Annotated in this window: 22 protein-coding genes; 9 read left to right on the top strand and 13 right to left on the bottom strand. The window is 58.3% G+C overall.

The window, feature by feature from the left end:
* The 4 genes from HDF14_RS15340 to HDF14_RS15325 all read right to left on the bottom strand — a co-directional run bounded on the left by HDF14_RS15340 (nt 1) and on the right by HDF14_RS15325 (nt 3686).
* Entirely contained in the window at nt 1–1266 is a 1266-nt protein-coding gene (locus tag HDF14_RS15340) for a B-box zinc finger protein (RefSeq protein ID WP_183978268.1), read from the bottom strand.
* A complete protein-coding gene (locus HDF14_RS15335) occupies nt 1263–2270 on the bottom strand; it encodes an anti-sigma factor family protein (protein WP_183978266.1) in 1008 nt (335 codons plus the stop codon). The genes HDF14_RS15340 and HDF14_RS15335 overlap by 4 nt, the downstream gene beginning before the upstream one ends.
* 1 nt (nt 2271) lies before the next feature.
* Nucleotides 2272–2892: an RNA polymerase sigma factor gene (locus HDF14_RS15330; RefSeq protein WP_260698307.1), complete on the bottom strand. Its 621-nt coding sequence runs from the start codon at nt 2890–2892 to the stop codon at nt 2272–2274.
* 263 nt (nt 2893–3155) lie between these two features.
* Nucleotides 3156–3686, bottom strand: coding sequence for a superoxide dismutase family protein (locus HDF14_RS15325; RefSeq protein ID WP_183978262.1), 531 nt, complete (start codon nt 3684–3686; stop codon nt 3156–3158).
* Nucleotides 3687–3778: 92 nt separating this feature from the next.
* Between HDF14_RS15325 and HDF14_RS15320 the strand changes: the two genes are divergently transcribed.
* Nucleotides 3779–5347: a S10 family peptidase gene (locus tag HDF14_RS15320; protein WP_221304712.1), complete on the top strand. Its 1569-nt coding sequence runs from the start codon at nt 3779–3781 to the stop codon at nt 5345–5347.
* A gap of 81 nt (nt 5348–5428) precedes the next feature.
* Here the strand turns inward: HDF14_RS15320 and HDF14_RS15315 are convergent, their stop codons facing one another.
* On the bottom strand, nt 5429–6061 hold the full coding sequence (locus tag HDF14_RS15315; RefSeq protein ID WP_406707226.1) for a thymidine kinase: 633 nt from the start codon (nt 6059–6061) through the stop codon (nt 5429–5431).
* Nucleotides 6062–6455: 394 nt separating this feature from the next.
* On the opposite strand from HDF14_RS15315, the gene HDF14_RS15310 reads away from it, so the two are divergent.
* Together HDF14_RS15310 and HDF14_RS15305 are read left to right on the top strand one after the other, a co-directional pair.
* The gene (locus tag HDF14_RS15310) at nt 6456–8543 is read left to right on the top strand and encodes a S53 family peptidase (RefSeq protein WP_183978260.1); all 2088 of its coding nucleotides are present in this window, start codon (nt 6456–6458) and stop codon (nt 8541–8543) included.
* Nucleotides 8544–8834: 291 nt separating this feature from the next.
* A complete protein-coding gene (locus tag HDF14_RS15305) occupies nt 8835–10715 on the top strand; it encodes a S53 family peptidase (protein ID WP_183978258.1) in 1881 nt (626 codons plus the stop codon).
* Between the two features lie 59 nt (nt 10716–10774).
* On the opposite strand, the gene HDF14_RS15300 is transcribed toward HDF14_RS15305, so the two are convergent.
* Both HDF14_RS15300 and HDF14_RS15295 read right to left on the bottom strand, forming a co-directional pair.
* Nucleotides 10775–11233 (bottom strand): VOC family protein, encoded by a 459-nt coding sequence (locus HDF14_RS15300; protein WP_183978256.1) that lies wholly within the window; start codon nt 11231–11233, stop codon nt 10775–10777.
* Nucleotides 11234–11256: 23 nt separating this feature from the next.
* A complete protein-coding gene (locus tag HDF14_RS15295; protein ID WP_183978254.1) occupies nt 11257–11649 on the bottom strand; it encodes a VOC family protein in 393 nt (130 codons plus the stop codon).
* 239 nt (nt 11650–11888) lie between these two features.
* Here HDF14_RS15295 and HDF14_RS15290 point away from each other — a divergent pair, with 239 nt between their 5' ends.
* On the top strand, nt 11889–12980 hold the full coding sequence (locus HDF14_RS15290; RefSeq protein WP_183978252.1) for a class I SAM-dependent methyltransferase: 1092 nt from the start codon (nt 11889–11891) through the stop codon (nt 12978–12980).
* 17 nt (nt 12981–12997) lie between these two features.
* On the opposite strand, the gene HDF14_RS15285 is transcribed toward HDF14_RS15290, so the two are convergent.
* The 3 genes from HDF14_RS15285 to trpD form a co-directional block, all read right to left on the bottom strand.
* Entirely contained in the window at nt 12998–13357 is a 360-nt protein-coding gene (locus tag HDF14_RS15285) for a YbjQ family protein (RefSeq protein ID WP_183978250.1), read from the bottom strand.
* 74 nt (nt 13358–13431) lie between these two features.
* Nucleotides 13432–13773, bottom strand: a complete 342-nt coding sequence (locus HDF14_RS15280) for an L-rhamnose mutarotase (RefSeq protein WP_183978248.1) — start codon at nt 13771–13773, stop codon at nt 13432–13434.
* Nucleotides 13774–13791: 18 nt separating this feature from the next.
* Nucleotides 13792–14841: an anthranilate phosphoribosyltransferase gene (gene trpD / locus HDF14_RS15275; protein WP_183978246.1), complete on the bottom strand. Its 1050-nt coding sequence runs from the start codon at nt 14839–14841 to the stop codon at nt 13792–13794.
* Nucleotides 14842–14952: 111 nt separating this feature from the next.
* On the opposite strand from trpD, the gene HDF14_RS15270 reads away from it, so the two are divergent.
* From HDF14_RS15270 to sucD, 3 genes are all read left to right on the top strand, one after another.
* Nucleotides 14953–15891 (top strand): VWA domain-containing protein, encoded by a 939-nt coding sequence (locus tag HDF14_RS15270; protein ID WP_260698320.1) that lies wholly within the window; start codon nt 14953–14955, stop codon nt 15889–15891.
* A gap of 121 nt (nt 15892–16012) precedes the next feature.
* Nucleotides 16013–17191 (top strand): ADP-forming succinate--CoA ligase subunit beta, encoded by a 1179-nt coding sequence (gene sucC / locus HDF14_RS15265; RefSeq protein ID WP_183978242.1) that lies wholly within the window; start codon nt 16013–16015, stop codon nt 17189–17191.
* Complete coding sequence (sucD, locus tag HDF14_RS15260; RefSeq protein WP_183978240.1) at nt 17191–18066, top strand: succinate--CoA ligase subunit alpha; 876 nt, start codon at nt 17191–17193, stop codon at nt 18064–18066. Before sucC ends, sucD begins: the two co-directional genes overlap by 1 nt.
* Nucleotides 18067–18203: 137 nt before the next feature.
* Here sucD and HDF14_RS15255 read toward each other — a convergent pair whose 3' ends face one another.
* Complete coding sequence (locus HDF14_RS15255; RefSeq protein WP_183978238.1) at nt 18204–21044, bottom strand: M16 family metallopeptidase; 2841 nt, start codon at nt 21042–21044, stop codon at nt 18204–18206.
* A 334-nt stretch (nt 21045–21378) separates the two neighbouring features.
* On the opposite strand from HDF14_RS15255, the gene HDF14_RS15250 reads away from it, so the two are divergent.
* On the top strand, nt 21379–22941 hold the full coding sequence (locus HDF14_RS15250; RefSeq protein ID WP_260698306.1) for a hypothetical protein: 1563 nt from the start codon (nt 21379–21381) through the stop codon (nt 22939–22941).
* Nucleotides 22942–23149: 208 nt separating this feature from the next.
* Nucleotides 23150–24184 carry an L-histidine N(alpha)-methyltransferase gene (egtD, locus tag HDF14_RS15245; protein WP_183978234.1) on the top strand — a complete coding sequence of 345 codons (1035 nt, stop codon included), beginning with the start codon at nt 23150–23152 and terminating at the stop codon, nt 24182–24184.
* Nucleotide 24185: 1 nt separating this feature from the next.
* Here the strand turns inward: egtD and moaC are convergent, their stop codons facing one another.
* Both moaC and glp read right to left on the bottom strand, forming a co-directional pair.
* Nucleotides 24186–24662: a cyclic pyranopterin monophosphate synthase MoaC gene (gene moaC / locus HDF14_RS15240; RefSeq protein ID WP_183978645.1), complete on the bottom strand. Its 477-nt coding sequence runs from the start codon at nt 24660–24662 to the stop codon at nt 24186–24188.
* A 109-nt stretch (nt 24663–24771) separates the two neighbouring features.
* Nucleotides 24772–26007: a gephyrin-like molybdotransferase Glp gene (gene glp / locus HDF14_RS15235; protein WP_183978232.1), complete on the bottom strand. Its 1236-nt coding sequence runs from the start codon at nt 26005–26007 to the stop codon at nt 24772–24774.
* Between the last annotated feature and the right edge of the window lie 63 nt (nt 26008–26070).

Below are 26070 nucleotides of genomic sequence, written 5' to 3'. Positions count from 1 at the left end.
TTAGCTCCCTTCCTGGTCGTGCTGGCTGGAAGGAACGATGCTCGTGCTAGCCGGGGAGGGCGGTGCGGCCGGGGGAGCGGTCGGGACTCCGTAGGGATAAGCAACTGCGGCGGCCGAGTTGAAGCTGGTCCGCTGAAAGACTGCCATAAGACCGGCGACGATAATAAAGAGTGGCCAACTATGGGACCAGGAAAGGATGCCGAAGGAATCGAGCAGGAACATGACGCCTACGAGAATGACCCATATGGAGCCTCGAAGCGCGCTAAATAAGCGGTATTGGTATGCTGCCGTGCCGTCGTCCGCTATGCCATTGCCTGTACCAGTCATCTTGTGAACGAAGAGCCAAACGCCGAGTCCGATGAGGAAGAAGGGGATGATTCGGTGGATGGGAAAGTGATGAAAGAGGCCAGCATTTCCGACCAGAAAGACGCAGCCCAGGCCGATGAGCCAGAGAGCGCCCGCGGGAAAGCGATTACGAGGGAGATTCACATTGGGATCGACTGGGTAGGCAGCTGTGCCGTAGGGCGGGATCGGAGCTACGGGTGGTGCGGCGTAGCTCTCCCACGGGGATCCCCAGGCAGCGGAGGGTTGTTGGGGCGGATAACCTGTCGCAGGCGGGGTGTAAGAGCTGCTCGCGGCGGAATCTGAGGCGGCGGTCGTTGCGGTGTCCCGTGGAACGAACGGAGCAGGGGGAACCGAATGGCTGGTGCCAGGCCAGGACTTCCCGAAGCCAAGACGCTCGCCAAGATCGTTCAGGCCAAAAGGATTCGGGAGAGGAGTGCCATCTCGACGAGCTTTAGCAGTGTGGTAGGCCTCGATCACTTGGTAGCACATCCAACCGGCAATGAAGAGCCCGAAGATGCCGTGCTCGTCGGCGAGGCTGACAAGAATCGCGAAAACTACCAGGTGCACAACACCCTTGGCGTACTGGCCGTTGTACATGGCGCCGACGCCGGGGATGAAGCCCAACAGCGCGGCTAAGCCGGGATTGGGTGCTCCGGGAGGAGTCGGGGGCGGGATAACGCCACTAGCGGAGTAGTGCACGCCAGCTTCGTTTCCGCTATAGGTGTAAGTGCCGCCTGTGGGACCAGCAGTATAGCTTCCGCCAGCGGGATGGGGAGATCCGGCACCGGCGAGTCTGGCAGCAAGGCAGAGTTCGCAGAAGACAGCAGAGCCGACAGTGCGGGTGCACTCCTGGCAGAGTGGCTTGCCGCAGTTCTGGCAAAAAGCAACACGTTCACGATCAGGATGGTTTGCGCAGTTCATACCAATCCCCCTTCCGACTTAATGACACTGGGAGTAAAAACAACGAAATTCTGGGACTGGAAGGGGAGAGGGGCCCGGGTACGAACAGACGCTACGAGCTGGACATTTCCGCCGGGAGTTTCGCGACGGCTGGAGCCAGGGTTGGGTTTGGGGCTGTTCTGCTTCTGGTCGTTCTTCTCGCCGGGCTTTTGATCCTTTGGATCATCCGGCTGCTGCCCCGCAGGTTTGCGGTTCTGCTGGGCGGGGTCGTTCCGGGTGGGCGGTGTGTTAGTTCCAGCCGATCCCTCATCATCCGAGGAGCGTTGCAAATCGCGGACGCGGGACTCGAGCTCGTAGACGACCCGAAGGTTGTCGGAGTAGCGCACGACCTTTGCTTTGGCCTCGTAGCAACTGCGCAGGATGCTGGAGGGCTTGAGGTCGCTGGCGTGAAGCTGACTGAGGCGAACCCCGGTGAGATTCATCGTGAGAGCAATCGAAAAGAACGCCATGGCAGCAGTCATCGCAAGACGAGGCTGTAGCATGGTCTGGCCGAAGGAACGAAGCCCATGGGTGACGCGAGTACGGAAGGGAAGAACCTTGCCAGAGGCGAAAGGATTGGTTGCGAGGGGCGCGCCCAAGGGAGGGAGCAGGGAAGAATGGCCAGGAACAGGGGCTGGTGTACGAAGGTAGTCAGTTCTACCAAGGATGATGGGAGGCTGATCTTCTTTGACAGGACCAAGCGCGGATTTGCCGCTGGTCTGAGCCAGGATGCTCTCAAAAAGCGAGGCGGGTGGCTCAGGACGGGGAGACTTGAGCATCTCTAGCCAGGCAGCTCCACGCTGTGCGTCGGCCAGCAGTGATGCACAACTGGGGCAGCCGATCATGTGGGTGTCGAAGGTCGTCTGATCTGCCTTTGACAGAGTTCCGTCGAGTGCATCCACGAGCATTGCTTCGCATTGCGCGCAGTGCTGTGGATCGCCCGGTCCACCGGGTCCGCCACTGCCGAATTTGTTGAAGTCTGCCACTTTAAACCACCTGCCCTTCTATACGTTGCAAAAGCCTTGCAAGTTCCCCGCGACCGCGACTGATGCGGCTTTTTACCGTACCTTCTGGTATGCGCAGAACCTGTGATATCTCTTTGTAATCCATATCCTCGAGATCGCGCAGAATAACAGCTTCGCGAAGCTCGGGGGAGAGTTGTTTGAGCGCGTTCTGAACACGAACCTTGAGCTCCAGACCCGCGACATGATGCTCTTGAGATGGCCGCGGGTCAGCAAGCCGGTCGCCCATGGTGGGGCCATCTTCCTCGCCTTCAAAGGTAGCGTCCAGAGAGTCAGAGGCACGCTCGAGGCGGGTACGGCGGAAATGGTCGACCAGAAGATTGCGGGCCAGCGTGGTAATCCAGGTCTGAAAGCTGCCCTTTTGGGTGTCAAAGCTGGAAAGGTTCTTGTAAAGCTTGAGAAAGACCTCTTGCGTGAGATCCTCGGCGTCGGTACCCGAGCCGGTGAAGCGATAGCAGATGGCGTAGATGCGGCGGTGCTGCGACGCAACCAACTGCTGCCAGGCCTGCGAGTCGCCTGCCATGCACTGGCGCACCAGCTTGGCAACTGCTTCCTGCGCGGCTTCCTGTTCCGGGGTACGCTCCAACTTCGCCTCAAGTGATTTTGTCGGTGGGAGCAGTGTACCGCGTGGAACGGGAGCCGGATTGATTTGTTGGTGGACCAGTAGCCTCTCGACAACCCCGGGAGCCGGTTGATTAAGGTGCTGCGTGGCAACTCGGGGCAGGCGGCGAGGTGCAGACTTCAGCCCTATGTGCAGGCTCGCCGTCGGAATCGCCATGTGCAAAACGCCCATGCGTGACTATACGCACAGGCGTTCGGGTTGGTTCAAAGACAGAGAATGCGCGGAGGTTAGGGGGTCGGAGAAGAGATCACGCCACAAGCGATCCGGTTGCCGGAGTTACCTGCCGGGTCGGTTTTCATGTCATCCGCCTTTTCGTGGATGACGATCGAGGTCCCGCCATTGGCGAGGATGCTGTTCGCTGCGGTGGGGTCCATCGAAAGATAGTCCGCGTTGAAGGTGGCCTGGCCGAGATGGCCTTCGCCGATGGTGACATTGGTCGGGAGGTCGCCCGCATGATGGCCCATCGGGTTCTGGAAGCCGTGCTGTTTGTCGGTCGGATTGAAGTGGCCACCGGCGGTCTTGAAGTCAGGCGCGTCGCAGAGCGGCTTGGCGTGGATGTGGACACCGTGCTCCCCGACAGGGAGGTTCTTAAGATCCAGCTTGATATGGACACCCTTCTTGGAAGGAGTGATGGTTGCGGTGCCTGCGTCCTCGCCAGTGCCGGTCTTGATGGGAACGACGACGGCGTTCTTCGGCTTAGCGAAGGCGGGAACGACAACAAGGCTGAGGGTCATAGCGGCGGTGAGCATCTTGCGCATTGGCATATTCTCCAGATCGACTACATGTTGAGAATACCGAAGTATTTGTTTAGGTTGCGTGACGCTTCGCAACATCTATGTAAAATTTGGAGATGATTTCAGCACGGTCCGCGTTTCAGTCGAAGTTCCTCCTTTTCCTCTTGCTTCTTACAAGTTTCTCTCCAGCTCTTCCATCCGCAGTTGCCCAAGCTGCCCCAGATGCGAAAGATGCGAAGCCCAGTGACGCGAAGGCCTCCGATGCGAAGTCTGCCGCCACGCCGGGGATGTCCCTCACGTTGCCACCGCTACCGACAGACGCTCATGTGGAGCAAAGCATGCAGTTTGAGGGCAAGACGCTTCACTACACCGTAACGGTCGGAACGCTGCCTGTACGTGACAGTAAAGGCGCGTTGAGCGGCGAAGTCGTCTACACCTCCTACGTGGCTGAGGGGAAGGATCGGCCCGTAACGTTTGCGTTCAACGGTGGACCGGGCGCTGCTTCGGTGTATCTGAACCTTGGCGCGATCGGACCGAAGAGAGTAGCTTTTGGTGCGGAGGGACAGAGCCCGTCAGATCCGGCAACGCTCACCGACAACCCGGGGACGTGGCTCGACTTCACGGATCTGGTGTTCATCGATCCGATCGGGACCGGTTTTTCGCGTTCGCTCGTGTCGGAGGAGGAGTCAAAGAAGCAGTTCTATGGCCCGGACCAGGATATTGCCTACTTATCGCGGAACATCTACGACTGGCTGGTGAAGAACGGGCGCCTGCAGTCTCGCAAGTACATCGTGGGAGAGAGTTATGGCGGGTATCGCGGACCGAGGCTGACTGCTCATCTGCAATCGCAGACCGGTGTCGCAGTGAATGGACTCGTGCTAGTGTCTCCGGCGCTCTCCCCGGAGGCCGGTTCTCAGGATCTTTCGCCGATTCCATGGATGACGACGCTGCCGTCGATCGTCGCAGCAAATTATGAACGGCAGGGCAAGCTGACGAACGAGAATATGGCCGAGGTGATCGGCTACACGCGTGGAGAGTACGCGGTGGATCTGATGAAGGGCAACAGCGATCCGGCTGCGACACCTCGGCTGGTGAAGAAGGTGACAGAGCTGACGGGTCTCGATCCGACATTCGTGAAGCAGTCGGGTGGACGGCTGGAGACGCAGGCGTTTCTGCGTGAGGAGTTTCGTGAGACGGGTAAGCTGGGCAGCAGATATGACCCGAATGTGACGGCATATGACCCGTTCCCGTACAACCCGACGCAGGAGACGCAAGATCCGATTTTGTTGAGTATTATTGCGCCAACGACAACGGCAATGGTGGACTTCGTCACGCGAACGGTTGGCTGGAAGACGGATGCGAGCTATAACGCGTTGTCGTTCGAGGTCAACAAATTGTGGGATCAGAGCTCGCCTGCTGGCGCCTTTGCTGGGTCTGCCTCTGCGACAGATCTGAGAGTGGCGGTGGCGACCGATCCCAAGCTGCGTGTTGTGATTGCGCATGGATGGGCGGATCTATCCTGCCCGTTCATGGGGTCAGTGCTGACGGTGAGCCAGATCCCGACGATGGGCGATCCAACGCGGGTGCAGGTGCACGAGTATCCCGGCGGCCACATGTACTATGCGCGCCCGGCCAGTTCGTTGGCGCTGCGCAAGGATGTGATGGAGATGGTGTCGAAGCACTGATCTTCGTTGCGTAAAACTAGAATGAAAACGTCAGCGAGATTCGCTCTCTCTGGCGTTTTTGCTGGGTTTCGTGCAATTCGGCTAGGCGGAGACGATTGCGGGAAGTTCAAGCTGCTCGGAGTGGTGCTCGTCGAGCAGTGGTTCGAAGTGGGTGCGGCAGCGTGCTTCGTAAAGGCCGGCGGCGCCAACCAAGACGAGCTCCTGGCTTTGGCCGAGGCGTTGGGTGTGGATGGCGGGAGCGCCACAAACCATGCAGACGGCTGAGAGTTTGGTGACCTCGTCGGCGATGGCCATCAGCGCGGGAATGGGGCCGAACGGCTCGGCGTTGAAGGTCGTGTCGAGGCCGGCGAGGAGGATGCGTTTGCCCAGATGAACCAGCTCTACGGTGAGCGGGATGATGGCGTTGTCGAAGAACTGCGCCTCATCGATGCCAATGACATCGATGTCGTCTAACTGCGGGAATAGCGTGGCTTTTAAGTGCTCAACGTTGGTGACGGTGGTGGCTTCGTGGGTTTGCGAGCTGTGGCTGGCGATCGAGGTGCGGTGATAGCGGAGATCGATGTCGGGCTTGTAGCAGGCGACGCGTTGGCGGGCGATGCGGGCGCGCTTCAGGCGGCGAATGAGTTCCTCGGATTTGCCGGAGAACATGGGTCCTACGATGGCTTCGATTCTGCCTGGGATGGGGTGGGTCATTGTGCGAAGGCCTTCGTTCACGGTATCTGGCTATCCTAAACGGGGGGCTCGGTGGATTTCCGGTACGCAATTTTTTCTTTGGGGAGAAAACGTGGTTTTTGCTGGGGGTTTTACGGAAAACTGCGTTTTGAGTGTGGTTTTTTGCTGGTGAGAACGTGGTGAATTGCGTGGTAGACGTGGTGAATTGGCAGCGTGTTTTTCCGCTCTGAAAAATGTGACACACTTGTGAACTTTATTTTTACGTCACGCAAAATTGATTCCGACGCTTGACCGCAGGGACAGGGCGACCGTAGTATTCGTCCACCGATCCTCCGGGCCCCCGAAGAGGAAACTTCACAGACCTGTTTTCGTTGCACGCCCGTGCTTCTCCCACAATCGATTCGGACAGACAAACCAATTTAACGAGGATATTGCTATGACGCAGCACTCCTTTCGTAATCGTGTCTCTCCTCGCCTTACCTTCGCAGCGCTTGGTGTCATGGCGCTGACGGCAGGTTCGGCATTCGCTGCCCCAGCCGGCCAGACGGCGAACGTGGTAGGGCCGGAAGACGCATCCAAACCGATCTCAGTGACGGTTTGGCTCAACCCGCATAACAAGGCAGCATTGGATACGGCTGTCGAGCAGATGTATGACTCGAGCTCTCCGAGCTACCATCGATTCCTGACGCTGAAGCAGTTCAATGAGCAGTATGCTCCGACAGACAAGGAAGCCGGCACAGTTCGCGATTATCTGACGGCTCACAACATGAAGGTGACCTCGACTGAGAAGAACAATCGCTTCGTGGTGGCGCAAGGTAATGTCGCGGCCGCGCAAACGGCGTTCAATACCAAGATCAACAAGGTGATGGTGAATGGAGTGATGCACCATACCAACGCGACTCCAGCCACGGTTACCGGAGCTGCGAGTGCATTGGTGGCTACGGTGCAGGGGTTGAGCGATCTCCGGTATAAGTCAATGGCGAAGCCTGCTGTTAATCCTGAAACCCGTGTGCCTTACGCGGGAGTTTCTATCTCCTCTGCTGGCCCGGATGGACTCTTCTTCAGCGCGGATTGTCTTCGTCCGCCGGAATCGCATACCTTCAAGACAGATGGGAGTTTCCCGGAGGCGTTCTATGCGGGCAATCGCTATGGAGCCGACATCACCAATACCGCGCCCAATAAACCGCCGTGCGGCTATGACGCGAATGAGATCCAAACCGCGTACGGTCTGAAGCAGCTTTATAAAAAGGGGCTGGATGGCACGGGCCAGACCATCGTCATCGTGGATGCTTTTGGCTCGAACAGCATTCTTCACGATGCCAACTTGTTTTCTCAACTTAACGGATTGCCCGCTCTGACTCCTCAGAACTTCCAGATCGTGACTCCGACTGGCCCGGTAACCTGCACCGCGACCAACGGGTGCATCTCAGGTAACTGGCAGTTCGAAACGACGCTCGATGTAGAGTGGGCGCACGCGATAGCTCCCAACGCGAACATCGTCCTGGTGTTGACTGTCGACGACTTGCTGACCAATCTTGATCTTGGAGATCTGGCTGCGATCGGGAACCAATATGGCAACGTGATCTCGAACAGCTTCGGGCTTTCGGAGATAGCACTGAAGGAGTTGGATCCAGCTGAGCTCGTGGTCGAGAACGGTATTGCGCAGATTGCCGCTGCGTTAGGGATCTCGCTCAACGTCTCCAGCGGCGACGACGGAGATCAACTGATATCGAATAATGCTGATTTCGGGATCAACGCGGTGTCTGTCAATGCAAATGCCGACACTCCGTTTGCGACAGGAATTGGCGGCACCAGTACGTTTCTGGACTCCAAGAATGACATCAAACTGCAGACGGGATGGGGCTTGAACGTTGCCTTCCTGACCACTCCAGCTCCCAACGCGCCCCTTGTTCCCCCGACGTTTCTGGGCTTCCAGGATGGGTCCGGAGGCGGCACAAGCGTTGTTTATGCGAAGCCGAAGTTCCAGAAGAGCCTGAAGGGTAAGTTCCGCCAGGTGCCCGATATCTCCATGAACGCAGACCCGCAGACCGGCAGCGAGATCGTCGTTTCCCCTGATGGCAATCCTGCAAACGTGACGGTTGAGGTGTTCGGCGGGACCAGCCTGGCTTGCCCGATGTTCTCGGGGCTCTGGGCGATTGCGAACCAGGCGGCAGGGGGAGGGCCAATCGGAGAAGCCGCGCCGATCCTGTATGAACTGCCTGACAAGGCGATCATCGACGTCAATCTGTCGCCCGTTGATACGCTGCTGAATGTGTCCGGCCTTATCATCGATCCGCCGAAGGCTCCGATCTTTGAAAGCCAGACTGATTTGGCGCAGCCGCTGCAAAACACGAAGCTGTTTGTCAGCGCGCTGTACAACAGCGTCAGTTCGACTCGCTGGGACCTGTTCACGTTCGGTACGGACTCGTCGCTGGTCACAGGCCCTGGATGGGACAACGTGACTGGACTGGGCACGCCGAATGGTACGACGTTCATCAATCAAGTCGTCAAGGCTGTGCAGTAGGGGATTCTGAAAGCTACTGCGGTTGCATTAGGGGCAGGCGTTCATTAGAGCGCCTGCCCTTTTTATATGGGGCCTGACAGAGACAGAAAATGTGCAAATCACGGAACTTTATTGTTGCTTCACGCAAAAATCATCTTGACGCTTGACCTGAACGCCGGGACGACCGTAGTATCCATCCACCGACGGAACCTTGCATCAAGAGCCAGCTCTAGCAATCCCACGATCGTTGTACGTCTTCTCGTCTCATGCAAACGATTCAGACACGCAAACCAATTTAGTGAGGCTATTTCAATGACGCTACGTTCTCTTCGCACCGCGATGGTGCAATCTTTCTGCCTTACGGCGGTAGGAATTTCTCTGCTGCCCCTATCGGCAAGCGGACAAACAACCAGTAATACCGTCAAGACATCGGATGTCTCGATCGGCAACGAGCTTGCGGTGACCTTTTACCTGCCCCTCAACAATGCGCGCGAGGCGGAGGAGGCTGCTGCTGAGTTACAGAATCCCTCCAGCCGGAGCTATCACCAGTTTCTCAGTGTTTCGCAGTTTGTGAACCGATATGCTCCGAGCGATGCGCAGATCGAAAAGGTAGAGCGGGCTCTCAAAGGCATGGGATTCACAATTCAATATGTCTATCCAAACCATCTCGCGATTGAGGCCATAAGCCCGACCACGAACGCCGCGAGTGTGTTGGGTCTGAACCTGAAGACCTTCACGGTCAAAGGCCGCACAGGAACGGCTTCGACGACTCCGGTGACGCTGCCTTCTTCCTTGCAGGGCTTGATCCTCGGCGTCGGTGGCATCAATACGGTGTCTCATGCGCATCCGATGCACCTCACTCCGGCGGTTGGACATAGCGTAAAGCCACAGGCTGTACCTAGCGCGCTCACCGGTGGCTCGCCCGGCGATTACCTCCCTGCAGACTTCGCAAACTTTTACAACGTCAACCCAATCTATGCGCGCGGCATCAGCGGACGTGGGACCACGATCGGAATCGTGACGCTCAACGACTTCAAACCTGCCGATGCGTATCTCTTCTGGAAACTGATTGGGCTTAAGGTCTCGCAGTCGCGAATTACCAAGGTGAACGTTGACGGCGGCGTGACCGCTTCGACCAACAATCTGGATGGTGAGGGTGAGACCGACATCGATGTAGAGGAGTCTGGAGCTCTTGCGCCTAACGCAAATGTCCGCGTCTATATCGCTCCGAACATCACCAACGCGAACTTCATCAATGGGTTCGAGGCAGCGGCTTCTGAGAACATTGCAGATACCGTTTCGACCAGCTGGGGCCAACCGGAGCTGGACTACTTCTACGACATCGCGACCCATACCGCATCAGAGACCTGGATGCTGCAGGCTTTTCACGCAGCCTTCCTGGAGATGGCCTTGCAGGGGCAGACTCTCTTTGTAGCCACCGGCGACTCGGGCGCCTTTGATACGGTTCGCGGGTGCCCGGTGACGGGTCCTCCTGCTACGGAGGAAGATCCTCTCTGCAACTCACCTTACGCTGTCGACCATCCGGCAAGCGATCCGCTGGTAACGGCGGCGGGAGGCACCACGCTTCCTTTCTCGTTCTCGCTGAGTGACGGCGTTGTGTTGACTGTGAAACATGAGCAGGCGTGGGGATGGGACTACATCTCAACCCAGGCCGCTGAGCAGGGACATGCGGCGGACATTTCTGTGGCGGATGTGTTCTCTGTGGGTGATGGCGGTGGGGTCAGCTCCTACTGGCCGCTGCCTACGTACCAGTTCACCCCTGGCATTACCTTGACCAAGCCAGGGCAGACATTCAAAGAGAACACCGGTTCGGGGTTGGTGCTGCAGACCGTGCTGCCGCCGTTTTTCCTGGGTCGCAACATGCCTGATCTTTCAGCCAACGCAGACCCCGAGAGCGGCTATCAGTTTATCGAGGAGGACGAGCTCACTGACTTCGAAGGCGGCACCAGCTTTGTGGCACCGCAGCTGAACGGCGTTACGGCGCTGTTCGTCGAGGGTTTGGGCCATCGCGTTGGGCAGCTCAATCCGGCTCTTTACCGTCTTGGCGAGAGCGCTACGACGGATATCAGGGGCGGCGACAACTGGGGCTACAAAGCCGACTTTGGCTATGACAATGCGGCGGGATTGGGAGTGCTCGACGCAAACAAGCTGCTGAACGGCCTCAAACACTAAACTGCGAAGTTGTGACGAGGTGCAAAGGCTGGCGTTCTCCATGGGCGCCAGCCTCTTTTTTATCTGGATACGGCTGATGCGTGCTGATCTTGGTAGATGGATTCTTCGGGGGCGTCGGTGGAGCTCTCGAAGTCTAATTTGTAACCGTCGGGGTCCGTGAGGATGACGACCCACATGGCGTTGCCGACGAAGGGGCGTTGAGGGTGAAGGCCTCGGGCGATGGCATGGTGATAGATGGCTAGAGCGTCGTTGCACTGGAAGCAGATGGAGACGCCTTCGCCGCGTGTGGTTGAAGGGGCTTTGCCTGGCTCGTATTCCTGGAGCATGTGGGCGGCGCCGTCCAGTTCGAGCCAGCACCAGCGAAGCTTTCCGTTGTCGATCCACTCTTTGGTCTTGGTGTAGCCGAGGCCGTCGACGTAGAAGCGGAGGGATGCCTCGATGTCCCAGACCCGGAAGAAAGGGACGGCCTGCTTGATGTTGAGGGTGCTCTTTTCGGCTTCTGACTCGAGAGTTGGCATGAGATTTCCTTTCGGAGAGATGACTAGTCAGCGAGGGGCTGCCAGAGTTCGATGCGGTTGCCTTCGGGATCGGTGATCCAGGCGAAGTGGCCGTAGTCGGCGCTTTGGCGGTCGGGGTCGATGGGGATGTTTCCGGCTGCAAGCTGGGCGAGGAGCTCGTCGAGGTTGTCGACGCGGTAGTTGATCATGGCTTGCTGCGAGCCTTTTTCATTGCCCGGGCCGAAGTTTTTGGTGTTTTCGGGGAAGAGGGACCAGGTGGTCATGCCGGTGGTGGCGGGGACCTCGTCGGACCAGAGAAAGGTGGCTCCGCCGTATTCGGATAGGGTGATGCCCAGGTGTTTGACGTACCAGGCTGAGAGGGATTTAGGGTCGCGTGCGCGAAGGAAGACGCCGCCAATGCCGGTGACTCGGGCCATGAAGCCTCCTTGAATTTGAAGTCGAGTATATACACAAGAGATTGATTACAGGGGTGCTAGGGAGCGGGAGGGTTTGCGCGTTGACCTTTGGAGTTTGCGGCGCGTATGCTCGTCGGCAGTTGATGGGCCCCGAGGATCTGCGCGACGTAACGTGCCGGTACGTGTGGCTAATCAAGAGATCCTACACATTCAAGGACGTTACCGCGATCCCGGATCACTTTTTTCCGAGGAGATTTGCGATGTCTACAACACCACAGGCCGCTCCACAGGGGCGGACCATCAATCCCGATGCGCTGAATGCGTTGTTGGGTCGTGTCGTTCAGGATATGGGTGCGGCGATGCAGGCACCTCTGATCGTGATCGGCGACAGGCTTGGCCTCTATCGTGCGATGGGGGATGGAGTTCCGGTGACTCCGGCGGAGTTGGCGAAGAAGACCGGGACCGCGGAACGCTATGTGCGCGAGTGGCTGAATGCAAATGCAGCCGGGCGCCTGGTGGAGTATGACGCGGCGAAGGGAGCGTTTTTTCTAACTCCGGAGCAGGCGATGGTGATGGCGCTTGATGATACGCCGGTGCATCTGCCGGGGTTCTATCATCTGCTGGCTTCGGTGATGAAGGATGAAGAGAAGCTGACGGAGATCTACCGGACCGGTAACGGAATGGGCTGGCATGAACATGAGAAGGGGCTGTTTGAAGGGTGTGAGCGGTTTTTTCGACCGACCTATCTTGCGAACCTCGTCTCAAACTGGATTCCGGCACTCGAAGGAGTGGAGGCGAAGCTGATGGCCGGTGCCCGTGTTGCAGATATCGGCTGCGGACATGGAGCGTCGACGCTGCTGATGGCGAAGTCGTATCCGGCGTCGAAGTTCTTTGGGTTCGACTATCACAGTCCCTCGATTGAAAAGGCACGCGAGAAGGCGAAGGCTGCTGGAGTCGAGGATCGCGTGACGTTTCAAGTGGCGCCAGCGAAGGCGTTTTCAGGAAAGAACTACGATTTTGTGGCCTTCTTCGATTGCCTGCACGATATGGGAGACCCAGTGGGAGCCGCGAAGTATGTGAAGACAACTCTGGCAGAGGGCGGGACGTGGATGATTGTTGAGCCGTTTGCCAATGACGATACTGCGGCAAACCATAATCCCGTGGGCCGGATCTATTATTCTGCTTCTTCGACGATCTGTGTGCCTTGTTCGCTTTCGCAGGAGGTTGGGCTTGGCCTGGGTGCGCAGGCGGGTCCGGCGAGGATTGAGGACGTGGTGCGAAAGGGCGGGTTCACGCACTTCCGCAAAGCTGCAGAGACGCCGTTCAATATGGTTTTCGAAACGCGTGCTTAGGGGAGGCTTTGATTGCGTTACTGCTTTTCGACGACGACCGCGGTGCCGTAAGCGAGCACCTCGGTGACTCCGTTCATGAGCTCGTTGGCATCGTAGCGGAAGGCGATGACGGCGTTGGCGCCGAGCTGTGCGGCGTGGAGCGTCATCATGGCGAATGAGTCCTGACGAGTCTTTTCGCAGAGCTCGGTGAACAGAGTGATGTCGCCGCCGACGATGGTCTGGAGGCCTGCGCCGATAGTGGCAAGGACGTTGCGCGATCGGACGACGATGCCGCGGACGATGCCGACGTTCTGGACGATGCGGAAGCCGGGAAGTTCGAGCGCCGAGGTGACGAAGGCGGGGTTGATGGAAGAGGAAGGCGGCGGGTAGGTCGACATGGTGAAGAGAGCTCCTGACTGCTGAGATAAGGTACGAGGCGGGAGTGGGTTTGGTTCCGGTTGATCGGCTGCCGTTAGTCGATGTGGAAGACCTCGTCGAGGGGCGACATGAGTTGGTCGGGATCTTTGCCGTCAGTTTCGACGAAGAAGTCCTTCATTTCGGACTGCCAGCGCGCATTGACTGGCTCGTCGCGCATCTGTTTTTGAGCGAGCTGGAAGTTGTCGGTTTCGAGGTAGCCGATGAGCTCTCCGCGAGGGGTGAGGAAGAGGGAGTAGTTGTGCCAGCCGGTGCGTTGCAGGGCCTCAATCATGTCGGGCCAGACCGCTGCATGGCGGAGACGGTACTCTTCGAGGCGGTCGGGTTTGACCTGAAGCATGAAACAGACTCGCTGCTTTCCATTCTGTTTACTGGTCATGTCTGCTCCACTGCGCGTTCAGGATTTAGTGCTCAGGTTGGCGATGAGTTTGATGACGGCTCCGGAGTCGATGGTTTTGGCGGCCAGGGCTATGCCGTTCGGAAGGTCGAGTGCGAGGTCGGCGGCGACAAGGACGGCGGCCGCGTTGAGCAGGACTATGTCGCGGCGGGGGCCTTGTTCGCCGGAGAAGATGGCGGTGAGGATGGCGGCGTTGGCCTTCGCGTCGCCGCCTCTGAGAGAGTCCGTAGGGGAGCGCTTGAGGCCGAAGTCTTCGGGGGTGATGGTTGTGATGGTGACGGTTCCGGCACAAACTTCGGCGAGTTGGCTAGGCCCGCTGATGGAGATCTCGTCGAGGCCCTTTTCGTAGGAGGTGCTGCCGTGGACGACGAAGGCGTGCCGGGTGCCGAGGAGAGCCATGGCTTCGGCGACGATGGGGACCATGTGAGCAGAGTAGACGCCCATCACCTGCGCAGAGGCTCCAGCAGGGTTGGTGAGGGGGCCGAGGATGTTGAAGACGGTGCGGACTCCGAGGGCACGGCGGACCGGCATGACGGCCTTCATCGCGGGATGAAGGCTGGGGGCGTGAAGGAAGGCGAAGCGGTGGGAGCGTAGATTCGTTGCGGCGTCGTCGGGGCTGAGGTCGACAGGGATGCCGAGGGCTTCGAGGACGTCGGCTGAGCCGGTCTGCGAGGTGACGGCGCGATTGCCGTGTTTGGCGACCATGAGATTCGCGCCAGGGTTTGTTCCTGTGGCCGCTGCGACGAGGGCCGCGGCAGTGGAGATGTTGAAGGTGCCGCTCGCGTCACCACCAGTGCCGCAGGTGTCTACCAGATTGCGCCGCTCTGGATCGGTGAGCGGAATGGAGGTGACAGCGGTGCGCATGGCGTCGACGAAGCCTGCGATCTCGGAGGCAGTTTCGCCGCGGGCAGCGAGTGCTCCGAGGAGGGCAGCGATCTCGAGGTCCGTGAGCTTGCCGTCGAGGATCTGACGCATCAAATCGCGGGCTTGTTCGCGGGTGAGAGTGGAACGGGCTTCGATGATCTGTTGGAGATGAGGTTGCGGGGGCATCTTTCTAAAGCGTAGCAGGTGGCGTGGTGGGATAGAACGGGTTGTTATCGGCCTAGCATGGTTTTACTGGTTGAGGTTTTGGGAAGGTGCAAGAGTTATTCTGACTTGGCGATGTTCAGCAGCCTTCTGAGACTCGGCTTGTTGCTTTTGCTGCCGCTGGGGAGTCGTGTGCCACAGAGCGCGGAGAAGCCGCAGGATGAAGCTGGTCGTTATACGCTGTCGGTTCCGGTAGACGAGGTGAACCTGACGTTTCACGCCTCTGATTTTCATGGGATGCCGATGGAGGACCTGACCGAGAAAGATCTGCGGCTGTTGGATGATGGAAAGCGACAGGATCGCATTCTATCTTTCCAGGCGTTCCGAAACCTGCCGATCCGGGCGGGCATTCTGTTCGATACAAGCAGATCGATGGAGGGGCTGTGGCGCAATCAAGACATTGCGGCGATGTATGCAACGAGATTATTGAGGAAGGAGACCGATCAGGCCTTCGTGATGCGTTTTGATTCGGCAACGAAGGTGAAGCAGAGCTGGACGAACGATGCGGCTTTGCTGGCCGAGAGCCTGTGGACGATTGCGTTTGACCGCGAGAGCAGGTTGGGAGGCACGGTGCTGTTCGATTCTCTTTACAAGGCTTGCAGAGATCAGTGGACGAGCGATCGTGATGCGATTACGGGCAATTTTATTCTTCTTTTCACGGATGGATTAGACAACGCCAGCCATGCGCGACTCGAGGACGTGATCGATATATGCCAACAGGCGCGAACGGCGATTTATGTCTTCAGCGATGAAGCGAAGTCGTTTCATGCGGAGGGGCAGAAGACGCTGAACGAGCTAGTGAAGAAGAGCGGAGGGCGCATCTTCTTCGATGCGACGGGGCCTGAGGTATGGAATGACCTTCGGATTATGGAGAGCGACCAGCGGAGCCAATATCGCATTGTTTACAAGCCTTCCTCTCTGAAGGCAGATGGATCGTTCCATCGCATCAAGTTGGATAGTCCGACTCGTGGAGGGGTGATTACTACTCGTTCGGGATACTATGCGGCGCGGTAGAGTCGTTGCGTCCCAACGTTGAACGCCGTGCGGTAAACGCACTGTTGTGCGAGTTTGGATTGCGAGTGGTTGATGGAGTCCGCTACACTTCTCGCGCAGGGCGAAATTCCGAAGACAACTTATGAAAATTCACGAGTATCAGGCTAAAGAGATTCTGCGGAAGTACAGTGTGCCGGTTCCGGGCGGCGAGATGGCAACAACCCTGGAGCAGGCCGATACTGCTGCGAAGAGCCTGTTTGGCGCGGGGAATAAGGTTGTCGTGGTGAAGGCGCAGATCCATGCTGGTGGACGCGGCAAGGGCGGCGGCGTGAAGCTTGCGAAGACTCTTGAAGAGGCGAATGCGGCGGCGAAGGCAATCCTGGGGATGCAGTTGGTGACGCATCAGACGGGGCCTGCGGGGCAGAAGGTTCAGCGGCTACTGATTGAAGAAGGATCGGCGATTGAGCGCGAACTTTATCTTGGGTTGGTGCTCGACCGGGCTTCGGCGAAGGTCGTGTTTATGGCCTCGCAGTCGGGTGGGATGGAGATTGAAGAGGTCGCACATGCTACGCCGGAGCTGATCTACAAGGAGTACATCGATCCGGCCGTTGGGTTCGCGCCGTATCAGGCGAGGAAGCTGGCGTTCAAGCTGGGGCTGAAGACGACGCAGATCAACGACGCCGTGAAGTTTATGACGGGCCTCTACAAGGCGTTCATCGATACGGATTCGACGCTGATGGAGATCAATCCCTTTATTACGACGAAGGACGACAAGCTGCTGGCGCTCGACTGCAAGATCAACTTCGACGATAACGCGATGTTCCGACATAAGGATCTGAAGGAGCTTCGTGATCTGGCGGAAGAAGATCCGCTGGAGGTTGAGGCGTCGAAGTTTGCGCTGAATTACATCAAGCTGGATGGAACGATTGCCTGCATGGTGAACGGCGCGGGCCTTGCCATGGCGACGATGGACATCATTCAGTACGCGGGTGGCAGTGCGGCGAACTTCCTCGACGTCGGTGGTGGTGCGAATCAGGAACAGATTGAGAATGCATTTGGGATCTTGCTGAGCGATCCGAATGTGAAGGCGATCTTCATCAACATCTTTGGCGGAATCTTGCGCGTGGATGTGCTGGCTCAGGGCGTAGTGAATGCCGCGAAAAAGCTGGGCGTGAAGATACCGATCATTCTGCGACTCGAAGGAACGAATGTTGAAGAGGGCCGGAAGATTCTGGCTGATTCGGGGTTGAACTTTCAGGTGGGAACGACGATGAAGGAAGCGGCGGATCTTGCTGTGGCTGCTGCGAAAGGTGGCAAGTAATGGCGGTTTTGGTTGATAAGAATACGCGGCTGATTGTGCAGGGAATTACGGGACGTGAGGGGACTTTTCACGCGAAGGGCTGCGCGGAGTACGGCACGAAGGTTGTTGGTGGTGTGACGCCGGGTAAGGGTGGGACCACGCACGAAGGTTGGCCGGTGTTCAACACCGTGGAAGAGGCGGTGAAAGAGACTGGCGCGAATGTGTCGGTGATCTTTGTGCCGCCGCCGTTTGCTGCGGATGGGATTCTGGAGGCTGCTGCTGCGGGAGTGCCTCTTGTGATCTGTATTACCGAGGGGATTCCTGTGCTCGACATGGTGAAGACGTGGGAGTTTGTGAAGGGAACGAAGACGCGGCTGATTGGGCCGAACTGTCCGGGTGTGATCTCTCCGGGTAAGGCTAAGGTTGGGATTATGCCGGGGCGAATTCATAAGGAAGGCTCGGTGGGGATTGTTTCGAAGTCGGGAACGCTGACGTATGAGGCGGTGTACCAGTTGACGACGCGTGGGATCGGACAGTCTACGGCGATTGGAATTGGTGGCGATCCGATTATTGGGACGACTCACATTGATGCGTTGAAGCTGCTGAATGAGGATCCGGAGACCGAGGCGATCATCATGATCGGTGAGATCGGCGGCTCGGCGGAAGAGGCTGCGGCGAAGTACATCAAGGAGCATGTGAAGAAGCCCGTGGTTGGATTTATCGCGGGGCAGACGGCTCCTCCGGGACGACGAATGGGGCATGCTGGCGCAATCATCTCTGGCGGCGAAGGTACGGCTGCGGAGAAGATGAAGGCGATGACCGAAGCGGGAATTACTGTAGTTAAGTCGCCGGCGGAGATTGGCGAGGCGATGGCGAAGGTGCTGGGGAAGGCCTAGACGGTTGCAGATGATCTGAGCGAAATAAGGGATCCTTCCCCTTCGACTTCGCTGCGCTCATGTTTTTGAAGGATTAGATAGAAACAAAGAAGAGGCCGGAGAGTGATTGCTCTCCGGCCTCCTCCTTATGTGTGCGGTTATTTGAGCAGGTTGCCGGTGGTGTCGCGGTACTCGATTGGGCCGAGGTTGAGTTCCTTCAGGCTCGGTTCGATCTTTGCGCGATCGCCCACGGCCATCAGGATGAGCTGGTCGGGATGGACATCGGTTTGGGCGGCCTTCGAGACCTCGGCTGGCGTGACGGCTTCGTATCTTGCGGGTAGCTTGGCGAAGTAGTCAAGCGGGAGGCCATAGACGAACAATTGACGCAAGCCGCCGATGGAGGCCTTAGTGGTTTCAAAGTCGCCGGGGAGTGAATGGAGGAGAGAGTCCTTTGCGAGCTTGAGTTCGGCCTCGGTGGGGGGATCGGTGCGGATGCGGTTGAGCTCCAGCATGAGTTGCTTGGCGGCGGGAGCAGTGACGTCGGTGCGGACCTGAGCTCCGCTGTAGAAGGGGCCTCCGGTGCGGTACATCAGGAAACCGGAGCCCGCGCCGTAGGTGTAGCCGTGTTCCTCGCGGAGATTCATGTTGATGCGGCTGGCGAAGAGGCCGCCGAGCACGTTGTTCATGATCATGACGGCGGGGTAGTCAGGCGTAGTTCGGGGAAGGCCCAGGCCAATGGCGTACAGTGCAGTCTGCGGCGCGCCGGGCTTGTCTACGATCACGATCTTGAGGCCGGGTGGGGTGGGCGCAGCAGGAACGGTGACTGCCGTGGAGGCTGCACCTGTCCAGGATTTGAAATACTTTTCGGAGAGGTGTTTGACCTCGGATTCGCTGAGGTCTCCCGCGAGGACGAGCGCGGAGTCTTTCGGGCCGTAGTGAGCCTGCCAGAAGCTCGCGATGTCGTCTCGTGTGATGGACTTGATTCCGTCGGTGTTTCCGATGGGCCGGATGCCGTAGGGATGGTCTCCATAGAGGGTGCGGAAGCCTACGCGAAGGACTGAGGCTACGGGCTGGTCGCTCTCCTGCAGAATGGCGACGAGGCGCTGTTTGCGAATGCGCTCGACCTCTTCAGGGGCGAAGGTGGGATGCTCGATGACATCGGAGAGAAGATCGAGGCCCGCTTCGGTGTTGTTGCTGAGCGCGTTGAGGCTGGCGTTTGCGCTGTCTACGTCGGCGACCGAGGTGAGAGTGGTGCCGATCTGCTCGGCGTCGTCGGCAAGTTGGGTGGCGGAGCGTTGCGTTGTTCCTTCGGTAAGCAGGCGGGCGGTAAAGCCGGCGAGGCCAGCTTTGGCGGGCGTGTCAGACTCGCTGCCTGCGCGGGCTACGACCGCAGCGCTGAAGACCGGGAGCGAGTGGTCTTCGAGCAGATAGACCTGCAGTCCGTTGGCGAGAGTGAAGGTTTTTGGAACAGGAAGATGGAAGGCCGTGGTTGGGCCGGGTGCGGGTGCGGTTTTGCGCCAGTTCTGCTGATCCTCAAACTGCGCGTCGTAAGGTGCGGTGAGCTTGACGTCGGCGTCGGTGTTGTCGGGGCTGCGGGGAACGTCGTCTACCACCTTCTTGCCCGCGACGCAGCTGACGACGACGCTTTGATCTTTGCCAAAGTATTGCGCGGCGGCTTGCTTGACCGAGGCGATGGTGGCAGCCTGGTAGCGGGCGATGTCTTTCGGAAGATAGCCGGGGTCGTCGAGGAACTGGTTGTATCGGTCGAGCGTGTCGGCTACGCCGCCAAAGCCGCCGAGGCGCTGAAGGCCGGTAATCTTCGCGGTGACGTCGACGGTGCGGGCACGATCGAGTTCGGCCTGGGTCGGGCCGTCTGTTTGAAGACTGGCTACTTCCTTCCAAAGCGCTGCTTCCAGGGAATCGAGCGAGACGCCAGGTTTGGCGGTGATGTCACAGTTGGCGATGGAGCCTAACTTGAGGGCGTTGAGACCGCAGGTGACGGTTTGTGCGATCTGCTGCTCGTAGACGAGCTTGCGATAGAGCCGGCTGGCTTTGCCACCGCCCAGGATGTGAACGAGGATGTCGGTGTCGGCGTCGCCTGGTGTGAAAACCGGAGGGGTAAGCCACGCGACGGTGAGGCGCGGGAGTTGGACGGTGTCCGTGACAGTGGCGCGCTTCTGAGCAGTGATCGGTGGGGTTTTTATAGTGACTGGCTCGACGGCAGGGCCGTGTGGGATGGGGCCGAAGTATTTTGTGAGGAGCGCTTTTAGCTTTGCTGCGTCGAAGTCACCGGCGATGGCGATGCTGGCGTTGTTGGGCGTGTAGAAGTGCTGGTGGAAATCGCGGATGTCGTTGATGCGCGCGGCTTCGATGTCGGCGTGGGAGCCGATGACGGAGGCGTAGTAGGGATGATCCTGCGGGAAGAGCATGTGGTAGGCCTGCTCGTCGGCCAGCGCGTAGGGAGTGCCTTCGCCCTGGCGGCGCTCGTTGCGGACGACGTCACGCTGGTTGGTGAGCTTTGTCCGGTCGAGGCCCTCAAGGAGGAAGCCCATGCGGTCGCTTTCGAGCCAGAGGCCCAGCTCAAGCTGATTGCTGGGGAGGGTTTCAAAGTAGTTGGTGCGGTCGAAGTCAGTGGTGCCGTTGATGTCGGTCGCGCCTGCGCCTTCGAGATATTTGATGTGGGCTTTTTCGCCGACGTGCTCGGAACCTTCGAACATCATGTGTTCGAAGAGGTGAGCAAAGCCGGTGCGGCCTGCACGCTCATTGAGAGGACCGACGTGGTACCAGAGATCGATTGCGACGAGCGGCAGGCGATGGTCTTCGTGAGTGAGGATGACCAGGCCGTTCGGCAGAGTGTACTTTTCGTACTGGAGTTCGGGGAGCTTCAGCGGCTTGGCGGCCGGCAGATTGTCTGCGGCCATCGCCACCGACGCGGTTGCGAGGCCGCAAGCGAACGCTGCCGCGGCAATCTTCTTGAATGCGAACTGGGGTGCTTTCATCTTTTCTCCAGGGAGGCCCAGCCAGGTCTTTGAGAGAGTGCCTGCTTACTCGAATAGGAACGGTGAGAGGATGATACCAATCCGACAGGACAGATGGCCTGAAGATATCGCCGCTTGCGGGACCGCTACTTTGTATACTGCCCCAATGCGCCTCCTTTCGATCCCTTGCGTGATAACGTTCGCCGCTGTCTGTGTGTCTTTGTGTGCTGAGACAGGGAGTGCTCAGACCGGTGTTCAGACGGTTTCGGTCTCTTTTCCTGCTGCGCAATCGGCGAAGCCGCTGGACGGACGGGTGCTGTTCCTGTTGTCGAATGATCCGTCGGAGGAGCCGCGGATGCAGATTGACGATACGCCGCGGAGCCAGGTCGTCTTTGGTGTGACGGTCGACGGGTTGAAGCCGGGACAGAGCGTCGTGGTGGACGATAAGGCAGCGGGATATCCGATCAGGAGCTTGAAGGATGTTCCTGCGGGCGACTACACGGCGCAGGCAGTTCTGGATGTGTATCAGACGTTTCATCGTGCGGATGGTAAGACGATCAAACTGTCGCCGGACCGCGGTGAAGGGAAGCACTGGAATCTGGCGCCGGGGAATTTGTACAGCAAGCCGGTGAAGGTGCACGTCGGGCCGGGTGGTGCGCCGATTGCGCTCTCGCTGGACCAGGTAATCCCGCCAATTGTGCCTGAAGCGGATACAAAATATGTCCGGCATATCCGTATTCAGAGTGCGCTGCTGACGAAGTTCTGGGGAACCCCAACATTCTTAAGCGCAGTGGTGTTGGTGCCGGAGGGGTTTGATGAGCATGCGGAGGCGCACTATCCGTTGATGATCTTTCACGATCACTTCGTCACGGGGTTCGATGATTTCCGGACGACTCCACCTGACCCGAATTTGAAGCCGAACTACTCGGAGCGGTTTCATCTTGAGGGATACAACCGGATTCAGCAGGAGGAGGCTTATAAGGAGTATCAGCAGTGGATCAGTCCTAAATTTCCACGCGTTCTGGTGATGAAGATTCAACATGCGAATCCCTACTATGACGATTCGTATGCGGTGAACTCCGCGAACCTGGGGCCGTACGGCGATGCGATTGAGACTGAGTTGATTCCCGCAGTAGAGAAGCAGTTTCGCGGGATTGGACAGGGCTGGGCGCGGTTCATGTATGGTGGATCGACGGGTGGGTGGGAGTCGCTCGCGGTGCAGATCTTCTATCCGGACCACTACAACGGAGCGTTTGTCGCCTGCCCGGACCCGGTGGACTTTCATGCGTACATGACTCGGGATCTTTATAAAGACGAAAACATGTTTTACCTGCAGGGCGCGAACAAGCGGGTGGAGCAGCCGGCGATGCGCGACTATCTGGGACACACGCTGATCTCGATGAGGGACAACATCGCGTATGAGGCGGCACTCGGCGACCACGGGCGGTCGGGCGAGCAGTTCGATATCTGGCAGGCGGTCTATTCTCAGCAAGGCAAAGATGGATATCCCGAGCCGATCTTCGATAAGGAGACTGGAGCGATCGATCACAAAGTCGCAGAGTACTGGAAAGAGCACTACGACCTGAATGCGAAGCTGCAGCGAGACTGGGAGACGCTGGGGCCGAAGTTGCAAGGGAAGATTCATCTGTTTGTCGGCAGCGATGATACGTATTTTTTGAACGACGCGGTCTACCTGATGGAGGATTTTCTGAAGACCACGGGGACCCCGGGGCATGGCGTGCCGTACGACGGCGAGGTGTTATATGGGCCGCGGGCGGAGCACTGCTGGAATGGAGATCCGACGCTGCCGAACGCTTTTTCGCGGCTCCACTACAACACGATGTACCTGCCGAAGATCATGGATCGAATCGCCAAGACGGCGCCGGCCGGAGCGGACCTGACGAGCTGGCGGTACTAAGGGTTCGAGGGGAGCTGTAAGGCCTGACCTCGATTTGGGCAAATAAATTGATCTTTCTTGTATCCAAATCAATTATTTGGCCCCGAAAAGTCGGAAAATCCAAGAATAAGGTTGAACAGAATTCCTCGGACGAGCATCCAATGGTGACAGTGGAGATCAATTCTGAGGCGCGCCTTCCACTCATCTATGAATCGTTAGGGGATTTGACGTGCCATCAACGACCTTCGCTCTAGACGAACCGCTGATAAGTACTCTTGATGCCGTCGCAAATGAAGCCCGCGTCGGCTTGACCAGTGATCCTAAAACCCTCTCCCCATGGCTCTTCTATGACGAAGAAGGCTCACATCTCTTCGAACAGATTACGGAGCTTCCGGAATATTATTTGACCCGTACGGAGCGCAGCATCTTCGCCGCTCACGCTGGTGAGATTCTTCGTGAGGCTGCCCTGGGACAGGGGCCGAGCGGAAAGCTTACCCTTATCGAATTAGGCGCTGGCACTGCAACCAAAACCGGCATACTGCTGGCTGAGGCTGTTCGTCAGCAGGGAAGCGTGGTCTACCAGCCCGTCGATGTCTCGGAGACTGCTCTCGCCGAGGCCAGCGAAAATATCCTCGCTAACATTCCCGGTGTTACAGTTCGCTCCCAGGTTGCCGATTACACCCGTGAGGCTCTCCCGCTCAATCGACTGGTTGAGACGAGGACCCTGGCTCTTTACATCGGTTCAAGTATCGGGAATTTCATGCCGGAAGACGCGAAAGATGTCCTTCGTAATCTGCGGGCTCAGCTCCTTCCCGGCGATACTCTGTTGCTTGGTACAGATCTCGCGCCCAGCGGCGGCCGCAATGCCAACAAAACTCCAGCCACGTTACTTGCCGCCTACAACGACGCCGCCGGAGTAACTGATGCCTTCAACCTGAACGTACTGACTCGTCTAAATCGCGACCTTGGCTCAGACTTTGTGCTTCAAAACTTCCGCCACCGGGCCTGTTGGAATCAGACGCAGTCCCGAATCGAGATGCATCTGGAGTCACTCACCGATCAGCGTGTTCATATCCCAGCAAACTCCAGTGGTCCTGCGTTTACGGTTGATTTTGTCCAGGGCGAAAGTATTCATACCGAGAACAGTTACAAATTTACCGCGGCTGCAGTTGAAACTCTTTTGGCTTCCGCAGGGTTCAAGAGGACAAACTCCTGGCAGGACCCGCAACATCTCTTCGCGGTCACCCTGGCAGCTGCTGTCTGACCTAAAGACGCCGGTAGTCTCCGCTCTTCCCGCCGCTCTTGCGCACCAGCACGACTTCGCGGATTCGAATCCCTTTGTCCAGCGCCTTGGTCATGTCATAGACCGTCAGCGCTGCAATTGAGGCCGCCACCATTGCCTCCATCTCTACGCCTGTACCAGCGACTGTAGCTGCTGTTGCCTCTATCGCTACACCGCCGTCTACCACTTTTGCCTGCACGTCCACGTAGCTGAGCGCCAGTTGATGACACATCGGGATCAGGCTGGAGGTCTGTTTCGCGGCCTGAATTCCTGCGAACCGCGCGACCTCCAACGGATTGCCTTTGGGGTTCTGCGGCAGCGCCTTGAGCACCGCATCGGACAGCTCCACAAATGCGGCCGCCACAGCCTCGCGCCGTGTCAACGCTTTCTCGCTCACATCCACCATGTGAGCCTTGCCGGCCTGGTCGTAGTGCGAGAGATGCAAGGGGACCGGGGCCATGGGCGGAAAGTCCGCGTCATTGCCGAGAGGCTCCGGGTGGTCGTCGTTCAGAAGTTCGGAGGTGTAGTCCACGTCGTCCATGTCACAAGCCTACCGCAGCAGCCCTGATCTAGCGCAAGAGCACCGTAATGACGTCGCCGGCCGCGAACCGCTCTCTCTCAGGCGGCAGTACGGCATAGCAATTTGCTCGCGCATTTGCCGCCAGATCTCCTGATCCCTGCCATCCCACCAGCCGCACCTCCGGCCTTACGCGGTCGGCTGTCCACCACGCAGGCAAAAGCCTCATCAGATCAGCTCTTCCGGCTACATCCTCTACCAGCGTTGCCTGCACGAAGCGCGGCCCCTGGACCGCGGCTCCGCTCATCCTTCGCAGCATCGGCTCAACAAAACAATGAAACGTCACCTGCGTCGAAATTGGATTTCCGGGCAGACCGAAGAAGAATTGTGTGGGGAACTCGTCAGTGGCCGGCAATCGTCCAAAGACGAGAGGCTTTCCCGGTTGCATCTTCACTCCAGTGAAAAAGAACTCCGCGCCGAGACCTTCCAGTACCTCCTCCACCAGGTCATACTTGCCCATGGAAACGCCGCCGGACAAAAGAATGAGGTCAGAGTCGCGCGCTGAGCGGATGGTCCGTTCAAGCTCTGCGCGTCGATCGGGCGCGATGGGCAGCTGTACCGGCTCTCCCCCCGCGCGCGCCACCAGCGCCGCCAGCCCATAGCTGTTGGAGTTTCGAATCTGCTGAGGTCCAGGCGTTGCATTCAAGGTCACCAATTCATCGCCTGTAGCGACGATTGCCACTCTCGGTCTGCGAAACACCTGCAGCTCGGAGCGCCCACAGGCCGCCGCAAGCGCGATTTCGGCGCCTTCGATTACAGTTCCGACGGGTAACACCGACTGCCCCGCCTTGGCCTCCGATCCCTGAGGAACGATATTCTCTCCGCTTCGAATCGTTCGCCCGGCGGTCAGACGAATCGAGTCTTTGTCGCGTTCGATATGCTCGATCATGACGACGGCGTCGTAGGCGAGCGGAATAGGTGCACCCGTCATGATTTCAACGGCAGTGCCATGCTCCAGTGCGCCGCCCTGCCACTGCTCGCCAGCCCTTATCTGGCCCACGACCTTCAATGGGGTTGTAATATCGGCGGCCCGCAGCGCAAATCCGTCGCGGGTCGACCGGTCGAACGGCGGCTGGTCACGATCTGCGAGGATGGCCTCCGCCAGCACGCGGTCTGCGCAAGCCAGCAATGCAAGTGTCTCGCTCTGCGGCCGCGGAACGGTGGCTGCGTGCTCCAGCACTTTTGCCAGAGCTTCATCGAAGCCCAAAACCCCAGCCGCAGCCTGCATTCTCTTCTCCTTATCAGCCATTAGTCCCAAAAACGAAAGGCCCCGAGCAGTGTCGCCCGGGGC

The sequence above is a fragment of the Tunturiibacter gelidiferens genome (assembly GCF_014201335.1).
Lineage (GTDB): Bacteria > Acidobacteriota > Terriglobia > Terriglobales > Acidobacteriaceae > Edaphobacter > Edaphobacter lichenicola_E.
The sequence above is the reverse complement of the archived record's forward strand: the minus strand, read 5'-3'. Positions and strand labels throughout refer to the sequence as shown.

Coding starts and splice junctions, on each gene's coding strand:
- glp (WP_183978232.1), bottom strand. CDS start 26,007: ATGCAGGCTGCGGCTGGGGTTTTGGGCTTCGATGAAGCTCTGGCAAAA.
- HDF14_RS15310 (WP_183978260.1), top strand. CDS start 6,456: ATGACGCAGCACTCCTTTCGTAATCGTGTCTCTCCTCGCCTTACCTTC.
- HDF14_RS15250 (WP_260698306.1), top strand. CDS start 21,379: ATGCAGATTGACGATACGCCGCGGAGCCAGGTCGTCTTTGGTGTGACG.
- HDF14_RS15290 (WP_183978252.1), top strand. CDS start 11,889: ATGTCTACAACACCACAGGCCGCTCCACAGGGGCGGACCATCAATCCC.
- HDF14_RS15305 (WP_183978258.1), top strand. CDS start 8,835: ATGACGCTACGTTCTCTTCGCACCGCGATGGTGCAATCTTTCTGCCTT.
- HDF14_RS15340 (WP_183978268.1), bottom strand. CDS start 1,266: ATGAACTGCGCAAACCATCCTGATCGTGAACGTGTTGCTTTTTGCCAG.
- HDF14_RS15255 (WP_183978238.1), bottom strand. CDS start 21,044: ATGAAAGCACCCCAGTTCGCATTCAAGAAGATTGCCGCGGCAGCGTTC.
- HDF14_RS15285 (WP_183978250.1), bottom strand. CDS start 13,357: ATGTCGACCTACCCGCCGCCTTCCTCTTCCATCAACCCCGCCTTCGTC.
- HDF14_RS15300 (WP_183978256.1), bottom strand. CDS start 11,233: ATGCCAACTCTCGAGTCAGAAGCCGAAAAGAGCACCCTCAACATCAAG.
- HDF14_RS15270 (WP_260698320.1), top strand. CDS start 14,953: ATGTTCAGCAGCCTTCTGAGACTCGGCTTGTTGCTTTTGCTGCCGCTG.
- HDF14_RS15295 (WP_183978254.1), bottom strand. CDS start 11,649: ATGGCCCGAGTCACCGGCATTGGCGGCGTCTTCCTTCGCGCACGCGAC.
- HDF14_RS15280 (WP_183978248.1), bottom strand. CDS start 13,773: ATGACCAGTAAACAGAATGGAAAGCAGCGAGTCTGTTTCATGCTTCAG.
- sucD (WP_183978240.1), top strand. CDS start 17,191: ATGGCGGTTTTGGTTGATAAGAATACGCGGCTGATTGTGCAGGGAATT.
- sucC (WP_183978242.1), top strand. CDS start 16,013: ATGAAAATTCACGAGTATCAGGCTAAAGAGATTCTGCGGAAGTACAGT.
- moaC (WP_183978645.1), bottom strand. CDS start 24,662: ATGGCCCCGGTCCCCTTGCATCTCTCGCACTACGACCAGGCCGGCAAG.
- trpD (WP_183978246.1), bottom strand. CDS start 14,841: ATGCCCCCGCAACCTCATCTCCAACAGATCATCGAAGCCCGTTCCACT.
- HDF14_RS15325 (WP_183978262.1), bottom strand. CDS start 3,686: ATGCGCAAGATGCTCACCGCCGCTATGACCCTCAGCCTTGTTGTCGTT.
- HDF14_RS15320 (WP_221304712.1), top strand. CDS start 3,779: ATGATTTCAGCACGGTCCGCGTTTCAGTCGAAGTTCCTCCTTTTCCTC.